General features: G+C 54.2%; 18 protein-coding genes and 2 tRNA genes. 13 read left to right on the top strand and 7 right to left on the bottom strand.

Annotated features, from left to right (window positions below; genetic code table 11):
* Window positions 1–6 precede the first annotated feature (6 nt).
* Window positions 7–1,824 carry an ATP-dependent endonuclease gene (locus tag INT32_RS10590; protein ID WP_193088685.1) on the bottom strand — a complete coding sequence of 606 codons (1,818 nt, stop codon included), beginning with the start codon at window positions 1,822–1,824 and terminating at the stop codon, window positions 7–9.
* Between the two features lie 562 nt (window positions 1,825–2,386).
* On the opposite strand from INT32_RS10590, the gene INT32_RS10585 reads away from it, so the two are divergent.
* From INT32_RS10585 to INT32_RS10575, 3 genes are all read left to right on the top strand, one after another.
* The gene (locus tag INT32_RS10585) at window positions 2,387–2,719 is read left to right on the top strand and encodes a hypothetical protein (protein WP_193088684.1); all 333 of its coding nucleotides are present in this window, start codon (window positions 2,387–2,389) and stop codon (window positions 2,717–2,719) included.
* A 588-nt stretch (window positions 2,720–3,307) separates the two neighbouring features.
* Complete coding sequence (locus INT32_RS10580) at window positions 3,308–3,535, top strand: DUF4224 domain-containing protein (RefSeq protein ID WP_193088683.1); 228 nt, start codon at window positions 3,308–3,310, stop codon at window positions 3,533–3,535.
* A complete protein-coding gene (locus INT32_RS10575) occupies window positions 3,535–4,659 on the top strand; it encodes an integrase (protein ID WP_193088682.1) in 1,125 nt (374 codons plus the stop codon). Before INT32_RS10580 ends, INT32_RS10575 begins: the two co-directional genes overlap by 1 nt.
* Before the next feature lie 108 nt (window positions 4,660–4,767).
* On the opposite strand, the gene INT32_RS10570 is transcribed toward INT32_RS10575, so the two are convergent.
* Window positions 4,768–4,845: transfer RNA gene (locus INT32_RS10570), tRNA-Arg, on the bottom strand.
* A gap of 291 nt (window positions 4,846–5,136) precedes the next feature.
* Between INT32_RS10570 and INT32_RS10565 the strand changes: the two genes are divergently transcribed.
* Complete coding sequence (locus INT32_RS10565; RefSeq protein WP_226816877.1) at window positions 5,137–5,589, top strand: hemerythrin domain-containing protein; 453 nt, start codon at window positions 5,137–5,139, stop codon at window positions 5,587–5,589.
* 184 nt (window positions 5,590–5,773) lie between these two features.
* Here INT32_RS10565 and INT32_RS10560 read toward each other — a convergent pair whose 3' ends face one another.
* Both INT32_RS10560 and INT32_RS10555 read right to left on the bottom strand, forming a co-directional pair.
* Entirely contained in the window at window positions 5,774–5,908 is a 135-nt protein-coding gene (locus tag INT32_RS10560) for an entericidin A/B family lipoprotein (RefSeq protein WP_014751378.1), read from the bottom strand.
* A 127-nt stretch (window positions 5,909–6,035) separates the two neighbouring features.
* Window positions 6,036–6,608: a bacterioferritin gene (locus tag INT32_RS10555; RefSeq protein ID WP_193088681.1), complete on the bottom strand. Its 573-nt coding sequence runs from the start codon at window positions 6,606–6,608 to the stop codon at window positions 6,036–6,038.
* 220 nt (window positions 6,609–6,828) lie between these two features.
* Between INT32_RS10555 and INT32_RS10550 the strand changes: the two genes are divergently transcribed.
* Window positions 6,829–7,278, top strand: coding sequence for a GNAT family N-acetyltransferase (locus INT32_RS10550; protein WP_193088680.1), 450 nt, complete (start codon window positions 6,829–6,831; stop codon window positions 7,276–7,278).
* Between the two features lie 154 nt (window positions 7,279–7,432).
* Here INT32_RS10550 and INT32_RS10545 read toward each other — a convergent pair whose 3' ends face one another.
* On the bottom strand, window positions 7,433–8,074 hold the full coding sequence (locus INT32_RS10545; protein ID WP_193088679.1) for an FMN-binding negative transcriptional regulator: 642 nt from the start codon (window positions 8,072–8,074) through the stop codon (window positions 7,433–7,435).
* A 371-nt stretch (window positions 8,075–8,445) separates the two neighbouring features.
* On the opposite strand from INT32_RS10545, the gene INT32_RS10540 reads away from it, so the two are divergent.
* From INT32_RS10540 to bioA, 3 genes are read left to right on the top strand one after another with little or no spacing between them, the layout of a single operon-like run.
* Window positions 8,446–9,606 (top strand): 8-amino-7-oxononanoate synthase, encoded by a 1,161-nt coding sequence (locus INT32_RS10540; RefSeq protein WP_193088678.1) that lies wholly within the window; start codon window positions 8,446–8,448, stop codon window positions 9,604–9,606.
* Window positions 9,607–9,608: 2 nt separating this feature from the next.
* Window positions 9,609–10,229, top strand: a complete 621-nt coding sequence (gene bioD, locus INT32_RS10535) for a dethiobiotin synthase (RefSeq protein WP_193088677.1) — start codon at window positions 9,609–9,611, stop codon at window positions 10,227–10,229.
* Window positions 10,226–11,536, top strand: a complete 1,311-nt coding sequence (gene bioA / locus INT32_RS10530) for an adenosylmethionine--8-amino-7-oxononanoate transaminase (protein WP_193088676.1) — start codon at window positions 10,226–10,228, stop codon at window positions 11,534–11,536. Before bioD ends, bioA begins: the two co-directional genes overlap by 4 nt.
* 225 nt (window positions 11,537–11,761) lie before the next feature.
* Here the strand turns inward: bioA and INT32_RS10525 are convergent.
* Together INT32_RS10525 and INT32_RS10520 are read right to left on the bottom strand one after the other, a co-directional pair.
* Window positions 11,762–11,855 (bottom strand) — tRNA-Ser (locus INT32_RS10525).
* 161 nt (window positions 11,856–12,016) lie between these two features.
* Complete coding sequence (locus tag INT32_RS10520) at window positions 12,017–13,279, bottom strand: aspartate kinase (RefSeq protein WP_193088675.1); 1,263 nt, start codon at window positions 13,277–13,279, stop codon at window positions 12,017–12,019.
* 265 nt (window positions 13,280–13,544) lie between these two features.
* Here INT32_RS10520 and INT32_RS10515 point away from each other — a divergent pair, with 265 nt between their 5' ends.
* The 5 genes from INT32_RS10515 to INT32_RS10495 all read left to right on the top strand — a co-directional run bounded on the left by INT32_RS10515 (window position 13,545) and on the right by INT32_RS10495 (window position 19,412).
* Entirely contained in the window at window positions 13,545–14,492 is a 948-nt protein-coding gene (locus INT32_RS10515) for a 2-hydroxyacid dehydrogenase (RefSeq protein WP_193088707.1), read from the top strand.
* A gap of 230 nt (window positions 14,493–14,722) precedes the next feature.
* Window positions 14,723–15,616, top strand: coding sequence for a 3-hydroxyisobutyrate dehydrogenase (gene mmsB / locus INT32_RS10510; protein WP_193088674.1), 894 nt, complete (start codon window positions 14,723–14,725; stop codon window positions 15,614–15,616).
* On the top strand, window positions 15,613–16,779 hold the full coding sequence (locus INT32_RS10505; protein WP_193088673.1) for an acyl-CoA dehydrogenase family protein: 1,167 nt from the start codon (window positions 15,613–15,615) through the stop codon (window positions 16,777–16,779). Before mmsB ends, INT32_RS10505 begins: the two co-directional genes overlap by 4 nt.
* A gap of 73 nt (window positions 16,780–16,852) precedes the next feature.
* Window positions 16,853–18,103, top strand: a complete 1,251-nt coding sequence (locus tag INT32_RS10500) for a magnesium and cobalt transport protein CorA (RefSeq protein WP_193088672.1) — start codon at window positions 16,853–16,855, stop codon at window positions 18,101–18,103.
* A 160-nt stretch (window positions 18,104–18,263) separates the two neighbouring features.
* Window positions 18,264–19,412: an FAD-binding oxidoreductase gene (locus INT32_RS10495; protein ID WP_193088671.1), complete on the top strand. Its 1,149-nt coding sequence runs from the start codon at window positions 18,264–18,266 to the stop codon at window positions 19,410–19,412.
* Window positions 19,413–19,583 lie beyond the last annotated feature (171 nt).

Raw genomic sequence — 19,583 nt, 5'->3', positions numbered from 1 at the left:
CTCCCTCTAAGTGTTGGACGCTGGGTCGGCTTGCCCGCCGTTCACTGCCGGTGCAGGCGGCGGATCACAGATCACTTTCAGTGCTATGCAGGCGTCACGAATCCAGGACGGTACCTCGGCCTCGGAACACTGGCCGAGGAAATCGGCGATGCCCCAATTGCCCTTTGCCCAGCCGAAATACTCTTTCAGCGCCGCGATCACATTGGCCTTCGGGTCGGGGTACTTCGCAAGGATATGCGGCGGCCAGTCGAGTGCGCCGGAGAACCGCTCAAGCGCATTCTGGGTCGTATTCTTGAGGATGAGATCCTCTATTCCTTTTTCCTCGTGCATGAACAGCCGTTCGACCTGGGCTTCGATCGCCGCCTTCGCCGGATTGGTCTGTTTGTCGCAAAGCCCGAATGTCCGCTTGCCGAGACCCTTATACAGCCCGGCGAGGTCGGCAATCTGGGACTCCGTGCCCGCATCGATGATGCAGATGCCGAGCGCTTCAAGCGACACATAGGTTGCGGGGTTTAGCTCCGACAGCCGTTGCGCAGCCACCGGAAAAGCGCTGGCCTCGGTCGCACCCTCGGCGATAAGTACGCGGCGGGCCAGGAGGCCCTCGCAGAAGCGTGTGCGAAACTCTTGCCGATAGCGCTTGTGCTTTACGCTGTCGGGCAACGATATCTGCGCCTGCCCGAGCACACCGTCATTAGCCCGCGACAGGATCACGGTCTCGTCGAGCTTGAATTCCTCCAGAACGTAGGGCGAGTGCGATGTCACGATCGACTGCGCGGCCAGCTTGCGCAGCTCATGCACGATCCGCTTCTGGGCATAGGGCGGGATCGCGGTTTCGACCTCTTCCATTGCGAATATGACGTTCTGCTTGTCCTCGGCGATCTGCGACAGCATCGCTAGGACGAGCATGTTGATCGTTCCGGTACCCTGGCGGAAGAAGGGCGCGGCGTGATCGCCATCGCCGGTGGCGATGAAGGCGGTCACGACCTTACGCAGATGTTCACGCGTGAGGTTTGACACCTTGAGATGGGGCTTCACCCCCCATTCGCGCGGCACATATTTCTTAAGCGACTTGTCGATGCTGTCGAGCACGCCGGATATACCGATGGTGGGGTCACTCGCTACGTCGAAGGCGGCGAGCGTGCCGATTGTGCCCTCCCACATCTGCGGCCGAATTTCTTTCAGCCTTAGAATGATGTCGAGGAGGCTGCCGTGCTCCAGGCTAAGGGCGCGCGAGCCAGTACGCAGCGAACGTAGGAACAGGAAGCCGCAATGCTGTTTGTCCTTCTTGGAGAACGGCTCCGGCTTCTCCCCCTCCATCAGGCTACGCGAATAGTACGTGTTTCCGGTAAAATCGTCTTCTTCGGGATCATAACCGCCGATGAAGGTGACGCGCAGTGCCGCTTTGATGTTCGCCGCATCGACACCTGACGGGTTGGCCTCGGTGAAGAATTGGCCCGTTTCGACGTTGAGCCACTCGATATTGCTGCCAAACCTCGCCTCCTGCTCTTCAGACAGACCGACGATGGTAACTTCGACTGTGATCTTTGGGGCTTCGATAATGGACGCCTCTTCTGCCTCAGCAGGCACAGCACCCTCTAGAGCGGGGGAAGCGGCAACCGGAAGATACTTGCCCTCAAAGAAATCATGCTCATCGACTGGAGGGCGGCGACTTAGCCTATCCGGCCCTAGCGCAAGATCTATAGCTTCCAGGACTGAGGATTTGCCCGTGTTGTTGTCGCCGATGAAGACAGCATGGTCGGGAAGCACCAGCTTCGCAGAACTGATGCCGCGGAAATTTTCGATACATACAGCGTAAATCTTCAAAACAGCCCCCTAAATCCATGCATATTTATCGTTCCGCCTGTCGTAACACTAGCTTGACGGCCTCCGGAGCCAAGTCAGACGGATAGTCTCGGATGCTATTCTTTTGATGTGTTCAGAAAACCACCGTTTAATGAATATTTAAATTGTAGTGGTATTATAAGCACTATATAAAATACTGCAATTTACTTCAAACGTATCTTAATATTACTCAGTTAAAATTATGAAACTCGGCCCGGTTGTCGTGCTGTTAAAGGGAAGGGGATCGTACACAACGAGGAATGTATATTGTTGCCTAGCTAGTGGAGTGAATTAAACATTATAATTTTTGGTGCATACAGAGCTTTGTTCACTTCTGACATTTGAACGATTTGGAAAATATTATGCCTGACGAGTTAGTTAAGTAGCGGAGTCTTTAATTTAGCCCGTTTTCTGAAGTCTGGCACTTAGCTGGCCGAAGCTTGGTAATAATCTAGATTATTAATCGATATGTTATCAAATGCTAATGAATTATACAATAGCAAAAGTTAATTATTAAAATCAATTTACGACCGAGAACAAAAGCATGATTGAAGACCAGAAAATGCGTGTTGCAAAACTCAAGGGGCTAATCGGTGAGCAAAGTATTGCTGCATTTTGTCGAAAATTCGAAAAAGTAGATCCGAACTATATTTCACAAATTTTAAATGGGCATAGAAGTTTTGGAGAAAAAGCTGCACGCACCATGGAAGGAAAATTAGGATTGCCACTTGGGTGGTTTGACCAGCGCACATCCAACGCTTGGCCCTTTAATTCAATCACATACCAAGAATATCTCAGTTTGGAAGCTTCTGATCAACACGAAATTGAAACATTGCTCGGGTTAAAAGCTCTTAAAATTAGGATGTCTAAAAAATAATTTGAGTGTGTGCTATGTGATTGAGATTTTAATCTACACACTATTTCCATGTTGCGGATCGGACATTTTTATCAAAGCAAATCCAAAAATCATGCTCCAAAGGTCTTCAAAGGTGGTGTTTAGATTGTTTTTCTAAACGATCAGTTTTTATCGTTGATCTAAACAGAAACCGAAATAATTCATTTCTACTAATATCCCTTATTTTGATTGTTACACAAAATATGTAGCAAATGCTATTGTTTATTTAATTAGCGTTTGCTATTATAAAGTATCGAACGGCACATGATTGTCGGAACCCAGGCGATGCCCCACGGGGAGCAATTGGGAGGAATCTAAAGGAAACTGGAGATTCAAGATGCCCGATGCCGAAGAGGGAACAGTCGGGCGAAGTATCTTTGATGATCTTTTTATTGTCGTCTAAGGGTTTTCAAAAATGCTTTCAAACTAAATACGTCTGATCAATTTGCTCGACGATAGATTTTCAATAGCTTTTTGAGGATGCCAGTGGTGTGAGTTGATAGACGCTCTAATTGTACTCAAAACTCTAGTCGTATAATTGAGACAACCTGAGAGAACTGGGGAACTGGAATGTCAGAAACAACATTTTTAAGGACATCAGAGCTTATCAGCTTGACTGACCGGATTCGGCATGATGCCCAAGTGCGGGCTCTAAAATTCATGGGGATTGAACACAGGGTTCGTCCTGATGGTTCAATTGCAGTGTTGCGAGCTCATATTCATCATGAGTTCGGGGCAGGGAGCGGCGCGACTGACACTACAAACAAAGAAATAGAGCCCAACTGGGAAGCAATCTAATGGTTAAGAAGCGAAACCGAGAAAATCGAGGCTTGCCAAGCCGTTGGCAACTTCGGCACGGTGCCTACTATTATCAGGTGCCGCCTGGGCTCGAGGCACAATGGGATGGCAAAAAGCTGTTCCGCTTGGGCAAAGCGCTGTCTGATGCGTATAAAACATGGGCGGCTCGGCTCGAAAATAATATAGAAGTACGCACAATTGATGATCTGCTGGACCGCTATCTGCTGGAAGTGGTTCCGACAAAAGCCGTCAGCACGCATGAGCAGCAGCGAATTTGGGTGCGCCAGCTGCGGCGTGTCTTTGGCGATCTTCCTATTACAGGTATGAGGCCGCGCCTAGTGTATAGATACGTCGACGCTCGTAGCAAGAAGAAAACGACCGTTTTGAAAAACGAAGATACTGGTAAAGATGAGCGTAAGGTCACAGGCGGTAGGGTGACTGCTCATCGTGAAATAGAGGTGTTGTCGCATGCCTTCACCAAAGCAGTAGAGTGGGGGTATCTAGATCGACATCCTTTCAGGGGCGAAGTCCGGCTGAAGGGTGAGAAATCACGTGATCGATATATAGAGGATTGGGAAATTATCGAGGCGCTCGCTCTTCCACCGAGACGCAAAAAAGGTAGTGTGCTCGCCATCCAGGCTTACATGCGGATCAAATTAATGACAGGTATGGCTAGATCGGATTTGCTTAGGTTGCGAGTCGATCAGCATATCAAGGGCGATGGCATACATATTCAGCGACATAAAACCGAAACATCATCGGGTAAGCGTACCGTTTATCAGTGGAGCCCTGAATTGACAGCTGCAGTTGAGCAGGCCAAGGTCGTGCGACCAGTATTGTCGCCTTTCTTGTTCTGCAACAAATTCGGACGCGGTTATATCGATGAGGAAACTGGATCGACTGACGGTTGGGATAGTATGTGGCAACGATTCATGAATCGTGTATTGACCGATACCAAGGTTATCGAGAGTTTTACTGAGCATGATATGCGTGCAAAATGCGCATCAGACGCTTCCACGCTCGAGCAGGCAAGAGCGTTGTTATCACATGCAGATGCTCGGACTACAGACAGGATTTATCGGCGAAAACCGGAAAGGGTAGACCCTTTAAAGGGTGTGGCATGAAGAGAGATACTTTCTGTCCTGAGTCGAGCGCTTTTGCAAACTCAATAGGACAGCTACGTTTCTATAGGACAAAAACAAAAGGCCTCCATATGGAGACCCTAAGTAAAGTGGCGCGCCCGGCAGGATTTGAACCCACGACCCCTTGGTTCGTAGCCAAGTACTCTAATCCAACTGAGCTACGGGCGCGCTGTAACTGCAAGAAAAGAATTATGCGCTAAACAAGGCCTGATTGCAAGTGCTTTTCACGTTGTATTTTAAAAAATGTTGATAACGCGCGACAAGACTGCAATTTCGGCTTTGTTTGCATGAGTTTTGTTGTTCCGGAGCAACGTGCGATGTTGCATATTTTTCTGGGTTGGGGCTAGATGAGGGGAGTGATTGCGACTGGTGAATTTTGTTGCACTTGCTTATGGCTTCATGACGGCCATCGTGTATGGCGCAGAAAGCCCCGAAAAACGGAAAATATGAAAGGGACCGATGATGGAAACAGTTTATGATGCACTGCGCGAGAGCCACGAAACGCAACGCAGTCTCTGTAAACGGCTGCTTCGCACCAAGCCCGGTACGGGCAGCCGGGACGATATTTTCAAGGCGCTGTATGTTGAACTCGAAGCGCATGCGGCCGCAGAAGAGCGATTTTTGTATGCGCCCATTCTGATGGATGACAACGGGTTGTCGCCTTCGCGACATGCGCTGGCTGAACATCATGAGATTGAGGAAATGCTGGAGGGTTTGCAGTCTGAGCCATCCAATTCACCGGGATGGATGGCTCAGGCCAAGGCCTTGTCCAAAAAGGTGCACCACCATTTGCGTGAGGAGGAGAAAAAATTCTTTCAGGCGTCGGGAAAAATTCTGACTGATGCGCAAAAGACAAAGCTGGCCAAACAATATCGTCGCGATTTCGAGCGGATGAAGAAAGTGCTCGCCTAGGACGGCCGGCTGCCGGTGCGCTTGATGACTCCGGCGCGGCCAATTCGCGAGCAGCGGCGGGCTATAAAAAAGCTGCCTGTGTAATGCATGCATAAAGGCACACACAAGGCAGCTTTTGGTCGATCACCGATCTTGTCGTCTGTTGTTAGACAGGGAACATCACCGGGATATTGACGCCTGGAATTTATTTATGGCGTTCCGCGGCACCCGAGATCGCAGCACCACCGCGTTCCAGATCCTGTCCGGCACCGGAAATGGTATTGCATGCAGCCAGGCCGAGCAGAGATACCAGTACAGCAACAAGTCCCAATTTTTTCATGATTTATTCTCCTATGTCGGTCTAATTACAAATACAAACGTGATAATCCGCGATTACGAATAAACTGTCAACGCCCAATTGCCATTGCAAGCTGATTTTTTCCGGAAATGTTATTTCAGCGTACTACTTATCTGGTTACGACGGATCGCATCCAGTCGCTCAGTTCGTCGGCATGTTCTTCCTCGTCATTCAGGATGCTCTCCAGGAGTCGGCGTGTTGTGGGATCCTTGTCGCCGATCAGTTCAATCATTTGCGTGTAGGATTCAATCGCGACCCGCTCGGCAATCAGATTCGCTTTGATCATGTCGTGCAATTCAGCGTCGTCGTTGTAGTCGGCGTGGCTGCGGGCCAATAGCGTGTCTGGTGAAAAATCCGGCTCACCGCCCAGTTGCACGATGCGTTTGGCAATGGAGTCGGCATGCGCCGATTCTTCATTGGCGTGCACCAAAAATTCATCGGCGATGGCAGGGGACTCCAAGCCCGTCGCAGTAAAATGGTGGCGCTTGTAGCGCAAGATACAGACAATCTCTGTCGCTAACGCATCGTTCAGCAGACGCACAATGTCTTCGCGCCAGGGATTGTCATGCCCTATAACGGCGCCATCATCCAGACTTTGCTTTGCTTTTTCAATGGCCGTCTCGTCCAGTTGCAGGCGACTAGCGGTATTTTTTTTCATACTTGTCTTGCTCTTCTCTTTCATAATAACTCCTGTCTTTAAATAGGTATTTAATAAGGAATATTGGATTCAGAATAGTGTCAGATAGAATGAATGCCAGCCAAAGCTCTATGTTCAAATAATAACATTAATAGGCAAAGTGAAAAATTGCTGATGCAAAAGATAGCGATCCTATGTCAACTGTCATGGCGTTATGGCTTGCAATCAGGCTGATTCGCAGTCGTTTCAACTACAGGAATTACATATGCAGGATACGGATATCAGGCTTGCGCAGGTTGAGGATTTTGATCAGTGGGGCGTGCTATGGCGCAGCTACCTGGCGTTTTATGGTGAGCCGGAAGATGCGCAGATCAGCCAGACTACCTGGCAGCGTTTTATAGATGGGAAAGAGCCCATGCATGCATTTGTGGCTGTTCGGGGCGGACAAGTCGTCGGGTTTGCGCATCTCATTGGTCATCGGTCCACCTGGTCGCAAAAAGACCGTCTGTATCTGAATGATTTGTTCGTCGCCCAGGCCCACAGGCAGAACGGCGTGGCCCGGCAATTGCTTGAGTACGCCAGGCATTTTGCCACCAGCAACAACTATGAGTGGTTGTACTGGACGACGCGCGAAGGTAACGCCACGGCAAGAACGCTTTATGATCAGGTCGCCAGCCGAACAGATTTTGTGCAGTATCGTGTTTTTATAGATTGATGTCGATTCGTTGAGTACAGGCTCAAGGTGCACATCCGTGACGCATCGGTATTTCGACGCTTTGGCGGACAATCGCGCACGCTTCTTATTGCCATCCGACGCTGACGGGCGAGGGCCGGACGCAGCTGCCCCATGCTGCATCCGGCTGGGGCTATCAGGTTTTTCCTGCTGACGCCATAACCTGCGCCAACGCGCTATTGCCGGACAAGCCGTCGTCATCGCGCAGGTTTTCAATGACGCCGGCCCGATCTGCCTGGCTGCGATTCTGGCTCAATTTCCATTTTCCATCGATGCTCGCAACCGTGATTTCCAGTCCGACGATGGCGCGCTTTTGTCGGTCGATAAAATCGGCTGGCGCATCTGTTACTTGCCACGGAGCAGGCCTGCCGGTTTCCTGCATGCGGGTTAAGGCGCTGATCTGGCTTTGCAGCCAGTCGGCGTCATCTGTGGTGGCTAGGGTGCCTCGCATTTGCACCATGACATAATTCCAGGTGGGGACAACCTGGTGGGTCGTTGCCTTGCTTGCATACCAGGATGGCGAGATGTACCCCTGTTCGCCCTGGAACACAACTAGACAGGCATGATCAGCCGTCAATAATTTCCAATGCGGGTTGGCCCGCGCCATATGTGCCCGCAATATGCCGTGCTCGCCCTCTTCGGGGAAGTACAGAAACGGGATCGGGCTGGCCTGGACGCCTCCGGGGCTCTGGGAGATAAGCAGTCCCAGCGGATGGCGGCGTATCAAATCTGCAATTGCCTCGGAGTCGGCAACGCGAAAGTGGGAGGGGTTGTACATGACAGTCTGATTCAAAGTGGGATGCCGGTCAGGGGTTCGCAAGCTGCGGTGCTATGTGCATTATACGAAGTGATGTTCGCGGGTAAGATGCAAGAGACGCGCAACGCATATAAAAATAGGTTTGCGTGGCACTTGCCAGGCAACCGGCGCCCGCGATTGCGCTCGCTTGGGGTTTCCCGATGGCGGACATTCATCAGGCTAGGTGACTATTTTTGCGCAACATCACTGTTCGTCTGTTATTTTGCGCCTATTTTTCAATTTATTAAAATTTCATTTGCAAAGCCTTCTTTTTAGAATAGGGGTTGAACGTCGCATATGCCCGGTTGATGCTGGGAGCCTCATGTTTGCGACAAATATTCAGGTGTCGCCCCATGTATCATTTTTACGATCAGTATTGTGTTGAGCAGGCCGCTAAAAGCCGGCTGCGCGCGTTGCCGCAAGTGGATCTTCCGGTCTCGCTCGACTTTTCCAGTAACGACTATCTCGGCCTGGCTACCCATCCCGATGTTGTGAACGCCGCGATTGAAGCTGCCAGGCAATGCGGTGCCGGTTCAACTGGTTCCCGATTGCTGTCCGGAAACTACAGTCTGATTGAATCCTTTGAAAGGCAGATCGCCCAGAGCAAGCATACCGAGGCGGCCCTTATATTCAGTTCGGGTTATCAGGCCAATATGACCGTACTGGCCAGTCTGCTGAGCCAGCGGGTCCTGCCGGCGGCACCCATTGTTTTTTTCGACAGACTCAATCATTCAAGTCTTTATAACGCGATGTTTTTATCCGGGGCGGAATATGTGCTGTTCGAGCGCAACGACATGGCCGACCTGCGCCGTCAGTTGCAAAAGTATCGAGTGGCGTCCCGGCCCGCGTTTATCGTGACTGAAACCGTTCACGGGATGGAAGCGGACCTGTTGCCCATTGCGGATGTGGTCGATATTGCCGCCAGCTACAACTGTTTTCTGTATCTGGATGAAGCGCATGCGACAGGTTTGTATGGCCCGCAAGGCTATGGCCTGTCCACGACAGTTGATTTGTCCCCGGTGCCGCATATGGTGATGGGGACATTCAGCAAGGCTATCGGTGGCGCCGGAGCATACATTGCCTGCAATACGATCATGCAGCAATTCATGTTGAACAGAACGGCCGGCTTCATTTATTCAACGGCGCCGTCGCCCATGAGCGTGGCGGCGGCAGCTAAGGCATGGAGCATGGTCCCGGCGCTTGCTGCCCAACGCCAGCAGGTATTTGCCATGGCCGATTTGCTGCGCCAGCTGTTGCGTGCTCGCGGCATAACCGTCATGGGCGATGGCACCAATATCGTGCCAGTATGTCTGGGAGATGAATCCGACACGCTGGCATTGAAGAAAGTGCTGCTGGAAGAAGGCATGATGGTGTCAGCGATCCGACCGCCCACCGTACCGACTGGTACTTCCCGATTGCGTATTGCCATCAATGCGCTTCATGATAGCGATAGCGTGAACCAGCTGGCCCAGGCCATTGTGCAGCACTTGTCCCGTCCAGCGACAAGGGGTTGATCATGCGTATTTTTGTCACTGGAATCGATACCGATGTGGGCAAGACGCTGGTGTCGGCCTGGCTATGCCGGCATTTTGGGTTTGACTATTTCAAGCCGGTGCAGGCAGGCTTGCTGCCGATGACCGATAGCGAGTGGGTGAAGATCCATGCCGGTTGTCATACTTACCCGGAAACATACCGGCTGCACGAGCCGGCGTCACCCCATTACGCCGCCCGGCTGGAGGGCAGGCAGCTTGCGTTGGACAACATCCGCCTGCCTGACGCGCAACGGCTGGTGGTGGAGGGCGCCGGCGGCGTCATGGTCCCGCTGGGCGCGGGATGCCTGATGATCGATCTGATCGCCTGGCTGGCTCTTCCTGTGCTGGTGGTGGCTTCGACCAGGCTGGGAACGCTTAACCATACGCTGCTTACTTTGCAGGCCTTGCGCTTGCGGGGTATTGCTGTGCTGGGCGTCATACTGAACGGCCCGCCATGCGATATGACTGCGGACACAATTGCAGACTATGGCAGTGTGCCCGTGCTGCAGCACATTCCGGTGCTGTCTGCCGGAGTCAGTGCATCTACCTTGATGCAAATCGCGCCGACGTCGGCGCTTAAACATGCTTTGGGAGTGCAAGAATGAACGCAAGAAAGAACCGCACGCTGGCGGAACGGGACAAGGCGCTGGTGTGGCATCCGTTCACTCAGGAACAAACCGCCGCGCCACGCCTGCCGGTCTCGCATGGGCGCGGACCATGGCTTTACGATACGGATAATAATGCCTATCTTGATCTGGTATCGAGTTGGTGGGTGAACCTGTTCGGGCATGGCTGCCCGCACATTGCGCAAAGTATTGCCGCGCAGGCAAACAGGCTGGAGCATGTGCTGTTCGCCGGTTGCACCCATGAGCCTGCCGTGCAACTGTGTGAGGCGCTCAGTGCCATGCTGCCTGAAAAATTGCGCAAGTTCTTTTTTTCCGATAATGGGTCGACGGCCGTTGAAGTTGCACTGAAAATGGCGCACCAGTACTGGAAAAATGCGCATGGACAGGAGCGCAAGCTGTTTATCGGCTTTGAAGGTGGGTACCATGGCGACACCTTTGGCGCAATGTCAGTTGGCGCGCATTGCGGCTATCACGATCAATTCCGTTCGCTGTTTTTCGAGTCGGTGGCGGTACCTTTTCCGGATACTTGGTGGAATGACCAAGAGGTACAGGCCCGGGAGCAGGCAGCGCTTGCAGCACTGGAAGCCGCACTGATACGACATGCAGGCCAGGTCGCGGCCATGATCATGGAACCGCTGGTGCAGGGGGCAGCAGGGATGCGTATGTGCCGGCCGCAATTTGTTGCTAAGGCATGCGCACTGGCCCGTGCGCACGACACGCTGGTGATCTTCGATGAAGTCATGACCGGATTCGGCCGCACCGGCACCCGCTTTGCATTTGAGCAGACAGGCGCAGTGCCGGATTTTTTATGCGTGTCCAAGGGGATAACAGGCGGTTTTCTTCCGCTGGCATTAACCATAACGGGCGACCATATCTACGAGGCCTTTTTATCTGAGCAGGCTGACCGGGCGTTTTCTCACGGACATTCCTATACAGCCAATCCGCTGGCCTGCGCCGCCGCCGTCGCGGCAATGGCTTTGCTAATTACCGATGAAACGTCGAGCGCACTGCAGGTACTGCCGCAATGTCATCATGAGGGATTGCAACTGCTGCAACAGGCCGTGCCGGCGATACTGCGCCCTCGGATTACCGGAACCATTGCTGCCTTTGATTTGCCGCAGTCATATCCGCAGTCGGCAGGACAGCTGCACCAGCGCTTTCTGGAAAAAGGCTTGTTGATTCGTCCCATTGGCCAGACAGTGTATGTGTTGCCGCCCTATGTAACCAGCCCGGCACAGTTGCAGGCAGCGTATCAAACGATAGGGCAGGTTCTTGCTGCTCGGTAAAGACCGGGTCGCAGGACATCCCGCTTGGGGGTGGGCAGCAACTTCGTATGCGCTATAACCCCCGAGGTTTGCAGATAAAGGTCTGCGGATAGGTGGCTGAAGATAAAGGGCCGAAGATAAAGGGCCATATGGTACGGCCAAAGCGCGGCGGCTGGTCCATGGGACCGATCATCGCGCCGTGAAAAATGAAAAAGCCCTTGAAATTCAAGGGCTTTTAAGTGTTTTTGGCGGAGACGGAGGGATTCGAACCCTCGATGCAGGTTTTAGCCCACATGCTTCCTTAGCAGGGAAGTGCCTTCAGCCTCTCGGCCACGTCTCCGAACAATCCGAGATTCTAACACGATTTTTGTCGCGGCCGCCACAAAATTTGCTCAAAAGGGCAGCAACTAGCGGAAAATTTACCGGGGTGTGGCAGCAGCGCTATTGCCTGGCACGCTTGCTGCCCCCAAACCTGCTGTTGCCCCGGCCATTGAGCCACGATCAGGCCTGTTCGACTTCCTGGTCCAGGCCAAAGGCTTTGTGCAGGGCGCGCACGGCCAGTTCCATGTATTTGTCGTCAATCAGAACCGAGGTCTTGATTTCGCTGGTGCTGATCATCTGGATGTTGACGCCTTCCTTGGCCAGCGTGCTGAACATCTGGCTGGCGACGCCGGCGTGTGAGCGCATGCCGATACCCACGATAGACACTTTGCACACCTTGTCGTCGGTCAGCACTTCGCGGGCGCCGACTGCGGGCAGGATGGTGTCGGTCAGCAGTTCCGTCGCCCGTTTGAATTCGGCGCGGTTCACCGTAAAGGAAAAGTCGGTGGTGCCATCGACAGACTGGTTCTGGATGATCATGTCGACGTCGATGTTGGCTTTGGCAACGGGCCCCAGAATGGCATAGGCAACGCCGGGCTTGTCAGGTACACCCAGCAACGTCAGTTTGGCTTCGTCGCGGCTGAACGCGATACCGGAAATGACAGCGGATTCCATTTTTGAATCTTCCTCAAAGGTAATTAATGTTCCTGAATTTTTCTCTTCCTGCAGGGCAATTGCAGGGTCGGTGAGCGATGACATGACGCGCAACGGCACCTTGTATTTGCCGGCAAACTCGACTGAACGGATTTGCAGGACTTTGGAGCCCAGCGATGCCATTTCCAGCATTTCTTCAAAGGAGATGACAGACAGGCGCCGGGCTTCGGGCACCACGCGCGGATCGGTGGTGTAGACGCCATCGACATCTGTATAGATCAGGCACTCGTCGGCGCCGACCGCAGCGGCAATGGCAACAGCCGACGTATCGGAGCCGCCGCGACCCAGCGTCGTGATATGACCGTCAGGGTCAATGCCCTGGAAACCGGTGACGATGACGACCCGGCCATTATCGAGCTCGGCCTTGACGCGTTTGTCGTCTATGGACTTGATGCGAGCCTTGGTAAAAGAGGAATCTGTTTTCACAGGCACTTGCCAGCCGGTGAAACTGCGGGCCTTGATGCCTTCGGCCTGCAGGGCCAGGGCGAGCAGGGCGCTGCTTGCCTGTTCGCCGGTCGCGGCGAGCATGTCAAGTTCACGACCGTCGGGCAATTCGGAAATTTCCTTGGCCAGCCCCAGCAGGCGATTGGTTTCACCGGACATGGCCGAGGGCACAACCACGACCTGATGGCCGGCGTTGTGCCACTTGGCCACGCGTTTCGCAACATTCTTGATTCGTTCAACGGAGCCCATGGAGGTTCCGCCGTATTTGTGGACTATGAGAGACATCGAATTTGCAATAAAAGTTGCCCGAGATCGGGAGTAACCCATTATTCTACAACGAGTCAAATATTTATTCTGGAAAAAGCCCGCCTGCCGTGGCATTGCGTCATTCAGATCGTCCCGTTAAGCGCATTCCAGGACCATCCCTTCAGACCAATCCGTCATGCCTCTTTTGTTAAGCGCACCCTGCACCCGGCCCGGGCATGTCACGTGATCACAGGCGTGGTATTCTCTTTTTCAGTGAACATAAACAATGTTTTTTGAGGAGGATATCATGGCAAAAACAAAAATCGTCCAGGTCGCCAGCGGCACACAACTGGTCAATAGTCATCTGCGGGAGAGCTACGAGGTGCTGGCCTTGTGGGAGCAAGCAGATCCGCAGGCGTTTTTGGCGGAACATGGCAAGGGCGTGCGCGGCCTGGTGACCACTGCCGGGCACGGACTGAAGAATGAATGGTTGGACAGCCTGCCTGATCTGGGCGTGGTCAGCAGTTTTGGCGTGGGATACGACACGATTGACGCCGGTGAGCTGAAAAAAAGAGGCATACAACTGGGCAATACGCCGGATGTCCTGAATGCGTGTGTTGCCGATCTGGCGGTTTGTCTGCTGCTGGGCAGCGCCCGACAACTGGTCTGGGGCGATCGTTATGTGCGCGAAGGGCGCTGGCCGGTAGAGGGCCAGTTTCCGCTGGCGCAGAGCGTATCCGGCAAGAATGTGGGCATTGTGGGCCTGGGCGGTATCGGAGTGGAAGTGGCGCGCCGGCTAGCCGGTTTTGATTGCGAGATCCGCTACCATAATCGCAAGGCGCGCGATGATGTATCGTATGGCTATGAAGCCTCGCTGACGGGGCTGGCCGAGTGGGCCGATTATCTTGTGCTCACATGTGTGGGCGGCCCCTCCACGCATCATCTGATCAATCGGGAGGTGCTGCTTGCCCTGGGACGCAAGGGGACGGTTGTCAATGTCTCCCGGGGTACGGTGATCGACGAGGCGGCAATGATCGAGTTGCTGCAGCAGGACAAGCTGGGTTTTGCCGCACTGGATGTGTTCGAACACGAGCCGGACGTGCCGTCGGCGCTGCGCGAGCACGAGCGCGTGACGCTGATGCCGCATTCGGCCAGCGCGACCGTGGAAACCCGTCTGAAAATGAGCCAACGCGTGGTCGATAACCTTGACCGGTTCTTTGAAACGGGGCAGGTGATATCGCGGGTTGTGTAGACAGGAACGACGCCGCGCGCCGACACGGCTGCAGAACGTCTTATAAATGACATTCTGAAAGACCATTTCGCAGTATCTTGCGGTATCGACATTTTCGTTTAATGAGTTCACGGTCGGTCGCAGCATCACCACCCACAGTGTGGGACGTGGCCGGCCACAGGCAATATTGTCCAGGTCACTGGCGGGGCGGTGGTCCTTCCTGTGCCAGACAAAAAATAATGGAGACAGCAATGAATATCGGTTTTATCGGGCTGGGTAATATGGGCGCGCCAATGGCGCTGAATCTGCTCAAGGCGGGCCATCAGCTGCAGGTGTTTGATCTGGTCGCCTCTGCCGTGGCCGAGCTGGTCCAGGCAGGCGCCACCTCGGCGGCATCACCTCGGGAGGTGGCGGCCGCCCGCCCCGAGGTGCTCATTACCATGCTGCCCGCCTCGGTGCATGTCCGCAAGGTCTATCTGGGAGAGGACGGGGTACTGGCTGCGGTCGATCCGAGCGTGCTGTTAATAGACTCTTCCACCATCGATCCACAAACGTCGCGCGAGGTGGCTGCCGCGGCGCAGCGGCAAGGCAATGCCATGCTGGATGCGCCGGTCTCCGGCGGCACCGTAGGCGCCAAGGCCGGTACGCTGACATTTATGGTTGGCGCAGAACAGGCTGCCTTTGACAAGGCCCGGCCGATCCTGGAACAAATGGGCAAGAATATCGTCCATTGCGGCGGAGCCGGCAACGGGCAGGTTGCCAAGGTTGCCAACAATATGCTGTTGGGCATTTCCATGATCGGCGCGGCCGAGGCCATGAGTCTTGGCGTGTCGCTGGGCATGGATCCCAAAGTATTGGCCGGCATCATCAATACTTCGTCCGGCCGTTGCTGGAGCACCGAAGTCTATAATCCCTGGCCGGACGTGGTTGAAACAGCGCCGGCATCCAAAGGCTATGCCGGCGGCTTTGGGGCTGACCTGATGCTCAAGGACCTGGGGTTGGCCACCGAAGCGGCCCGCGCGGCCAAAGTGCCGGTGGTCATGGGTGCAACGGCGCAGCAGTTGTATCAGACTTTCAGCGCACAAGGCAATGGTCATCTGGATTTTTCCGCCATCATCCAGTCTATGGGAAAGGTTGAGAAATGAGCACATTCGACACGGCGCTCAGCGAAGAACAGCGCATGATCCGCGATATGGCGCGCGACTTTTCCCAGCAGGAAATCGCGCCGCACGCTGCCGCCTGGGAAGCTGCCGGCTGGATTGATGATGATGTATTGCGTCGCATGGGAGATCTTGGCCTGCTGGGCATGGTCGTACCTGAGGAGTGGGGCGGATCGAAAACCGATTACGTGTCGTATGCGCTGGCGCTGGAGGAAATATCCGCTGCCGATGCGGCAACCGGCACGCTGGTGTCAGTTCACTGCTCTGTTGGTTGTGGAACGTTGCTCAACAGCGGCAATGACACCCAGAAAAAGCAATGGCTGTCCGAACTGGCTAGCGGTCGCGCCATTTCCTGCTTCTGTCTGACTGAACCGCAGGCGGGGTCTGAGGCGCACAACCTGAAAACCCGCGCTCAGTTGCAAGATGGCAAGTGGGTACTCAACGGCGCCAAGCAGTTCGTTACCAATGGCAAGCGCGCCAAGCTGGCGATCGTTTTTGCGGTGACCGATCCGGACCAGGGCAAGCGCGGCATTTCCGCTTTTCTGGTGCCGACCGACACGCCGGGGTTTATTGTGAACCGGGTGGAAAGCAAACTGGGTATCCGCGGATCGGATACCTGCGCCATCACGCTTGAGAACTGTGCGATCAGCCAGGAGAATCTGCTTGGCGAACGTGGCCGGGGCTTATCGATTGCACTGTCGAATCTGGAAAACGGACGTATCGGTATCGGGGCTCAGGCGGTGGGTATTGCGCGTGCTGCGCTTGAGGCCGCCATTGCTTACGCCAAAGACCGTGTTCAGTTCAATGAACCGCTGATCAAACACCAGAGTATCGCCAATATGCTGGCAGATATGCATACCCAGGTCAACGCTGCACGGCTGATGGTATTGCATGCGGCGTCCTTGAAGGACAAAGGTATTGCCTGTTTGTCCGAAGCGTCTCAGGCCAAGCTGTTTGCTTCGGAGATGGCCGAGAAGGTCTGCTCGCAGGCGATTCAGATTCACGGTGGCTATGGCTATCTTGAAGACTATCCGGTGCAGCGCTATTACCGCGACGCCCGCATTACCCAGATTTACGAGGGAACCAGCGAAGTACAACGCATGATCATCACCCGCGGGCTGGTTGACTATACCGGGTTTTGCCCCTGAGATCGCTTGCATTTGCCGTAAACGCGGGTGTAAGGTAAAAATGGTATCATCGCCAATCTGCAGGGAGTCTGTTATGGAAGATGAAAAAAAAACCGAGGCCAGCGAAAAAAGCAATGAAAGCGTGGGGCCTGCCGGCCCCCGGGAAAATGTGCAAGATCAGGAAGGCGCCACGGCCTCTGCAGGCCAGGCTGGCAACAACACGGGCGCTCAGCTAGCCGACAATCAGGGGAACAAGGCGGGCGGGCGGGCCGGCGTTGTCGCCGGCGATAACGCCGCTACAGCCGATGCCTCCGGCGCCCCGCAAAAGAAGACGGGAGCCACTGCAGACGCCAAAACCGCCAGCGTTGATAGCAGCTCAGGCGTAGTGGCTTCTGTGGAGTACGTTCGCGGTCAACTTCACGCCGTTATTGCACCTGAAAACATCTCCGGTTACAAGCGCGATGCAGATCACTTGCTATGGACGGGCCTGAAGGATCCGTCTGACGAAGAATTGCGCATGACCTGTAAGAATCTGTCTTTCAGCAAGCTGGCGACCAAGGAAATCGTCAAGCGTCATTACCGTCCGAAAGTGATCGACTATGGCGACTATATTCTGATTGTCGCCGTTACCATCTCGCGTGAAAACAAGAAAATTGTCTATGGCGAGATGCAGATGATTTTCGGGCAGAGCTTTATCCTTACCGTCAGGCGGGGCGAAGCAATGACCAATACGCCTTTGCGCAAGCGCCTGGAAGGCTCGCCGGAATTGATTGCCCGGGGAAGTGACTTCGTGGTGGCTGAAATACTGGATGGGCTCGCAGATAGCTATCTGGCGCTGGCCGGCAGTTTCGAAGTCGACGTAGAACAGCTGGAGCAGAAAATGATTCTGCATGGTTTTCGCGAATCCGATGTGCGCAAGCTCTACAAGATGCGGCGTGATTTATTGCGCGTGCATACCTCCATTGCACCTGTCATTGAAATCTGCACCCGTATGTCGGTGGTCAATCTGACCTTTGTGGAGCAGGACTCACAGGGTTATTATCGTATCGTGGCCGACCGGGTGGCGCGGATTGATGACCAGATGAACGCCTTGCGCGAATCGCTGGCCTTTGCCTTTGAAGCCAGCCAGATGATTGCCCAGGCGCACCAGACCGACATTACCAAAAAACTGGCTTCCTGGGCCGCGATTCTGGCCGTACCTACCGCCATTGCCGGGATCTATGGCATGAACTTTACCAATATGCCGGAATTGAACTGGACCTACGGCTATCCGTTGATCATGCTGTTGATGTTCCTGATTTGCGGCCTGCTGTTTCGTCAGTTTCGCAAGACCGGTTGGCTGTAAATCCCCGTGCGATCCATGGGGTGAGCGTGCTTTTATGGTTAATCTCATTCATAATATCTTAGGGTGTGTTCGGTCTGGCGTTACCCGGCCAGACACGGCACGGTAACGATGCGCTGGCGACAAAAACAGCAGCCATCGGCCAACGAAGCGGAGGAAGATTTTGAGTAATGCAGCAGTGTTTGACTATATTGTTATCGGATCCGGGATTGCCGGCGCCTCTTTCGCATATCAGCTGTCGCAGCGACCCGGCACGATTCTGGTGCTCGAGCGAGAGGCGCATGCTGGATACCATTCAACGGGGCGCTCGGCCGCCATGTTCATTGAAACCTACGGGCCACCGCAACTGCAGGCGCTAACCCGCGCCTGTCGGTCATTTTTCGAGAAAGCCCAATCCAGTGGTTTTTCCGAACATCCGGTGCTGCATTCCAGGGGCTGCATCTATGTGGCAACCCATGCGCAAAAAGAGATTCTTGACAGCACCTATCGTGAGCTGCTTGCCCGCGCTCCGAATGTCGAATGGCTGAGTGCGGCGCAGGTCCTTGAGCGCGTGCCGTGTATGAAACCGGATGATCTATACGGCGGCATTTATGAGCGAGACGCAGAAGATATCGATGTTGACGCTTTGCACCAGGGGTACCTGAAAGGAATGAAGCGCAACGGCGTCGAGCTGGCTTTCTCTGTGGACATTCGCCAGGGTCGACGGCAGGACGGGGTCTGGATCCTTGAGAGTGCTGACGGCAGGCAATTTCGCGCCCGTCACGTTGTCAATGCCGCCGGCGCCTGGGCCGATGTTGTTGCACAGGCTTGCGGCGTGCAGGCCGTTGGGATTCAACCACGTCGGCGCAGTGCATTTACCTTCACTCCGCCCGAAGGGCTGAGCCTGGAGACGTTACCCATGGTTTGCGATATTGAAGAGACCTATTATTTCAAGCCAGATGCCGGTCAGTTGCTGGGTTCGCCTGCAAATGCGGATGATGTGGAGCCACAGGATGTTGTGGCCGAAGAGCTGGATATTGCAACTGGCATTTATTACATTGAGCAGGCAACGACCTTGCAGATTCGCAGGCCTACGCACGTTTGGGCAGGCTTGCGCAGTTTCGCGCCGGACGGCAACCTTGTTATTGGATGGGATCCTGCGCAAGAAGGGTTTTTCTGGCTAGCCGGGCAGGGCGGCTATGGTATTCAATCTTCAGACGGCGTCTCCCGCCTGGCCGTTGCAATGGCCTTGAACGAGCCCGTACCGGACGATTTGCTGGTTCAGGGGGTGGATCCCGGGCTTTTGAGCCCCTTGCGGTTTCGCGCAGGCTGACCTTGCAAGCAGGTGAAAGGGAAAACGGCCGCGCCGCTAACGAGTAGTAGCGAGTAGTTATAGGCGAGCCGTTCTTGCCTGGATGGCCGGCTTATTGACCGGTCAGGATATATTTTGACTGGCCAGGATTTATTTGGCGCTGTTCAGTTGCCACTTTTGCCGGCCAAAAAT

This window comes from Advenella sp. FME57 (genome assembly GCF_014897675.1).
Taxonomy (GTDB): Bacteria; Pseudomonadota; Gammaproteobacteria; order Burkholderiales; family Burkholderiaceae_B; genus Advenella.
The sequence above is the reverse complement of the archived record's forward strand: the minus strand, read 5'-3'. Positions and strand labels throughout refer to the sequence as shown.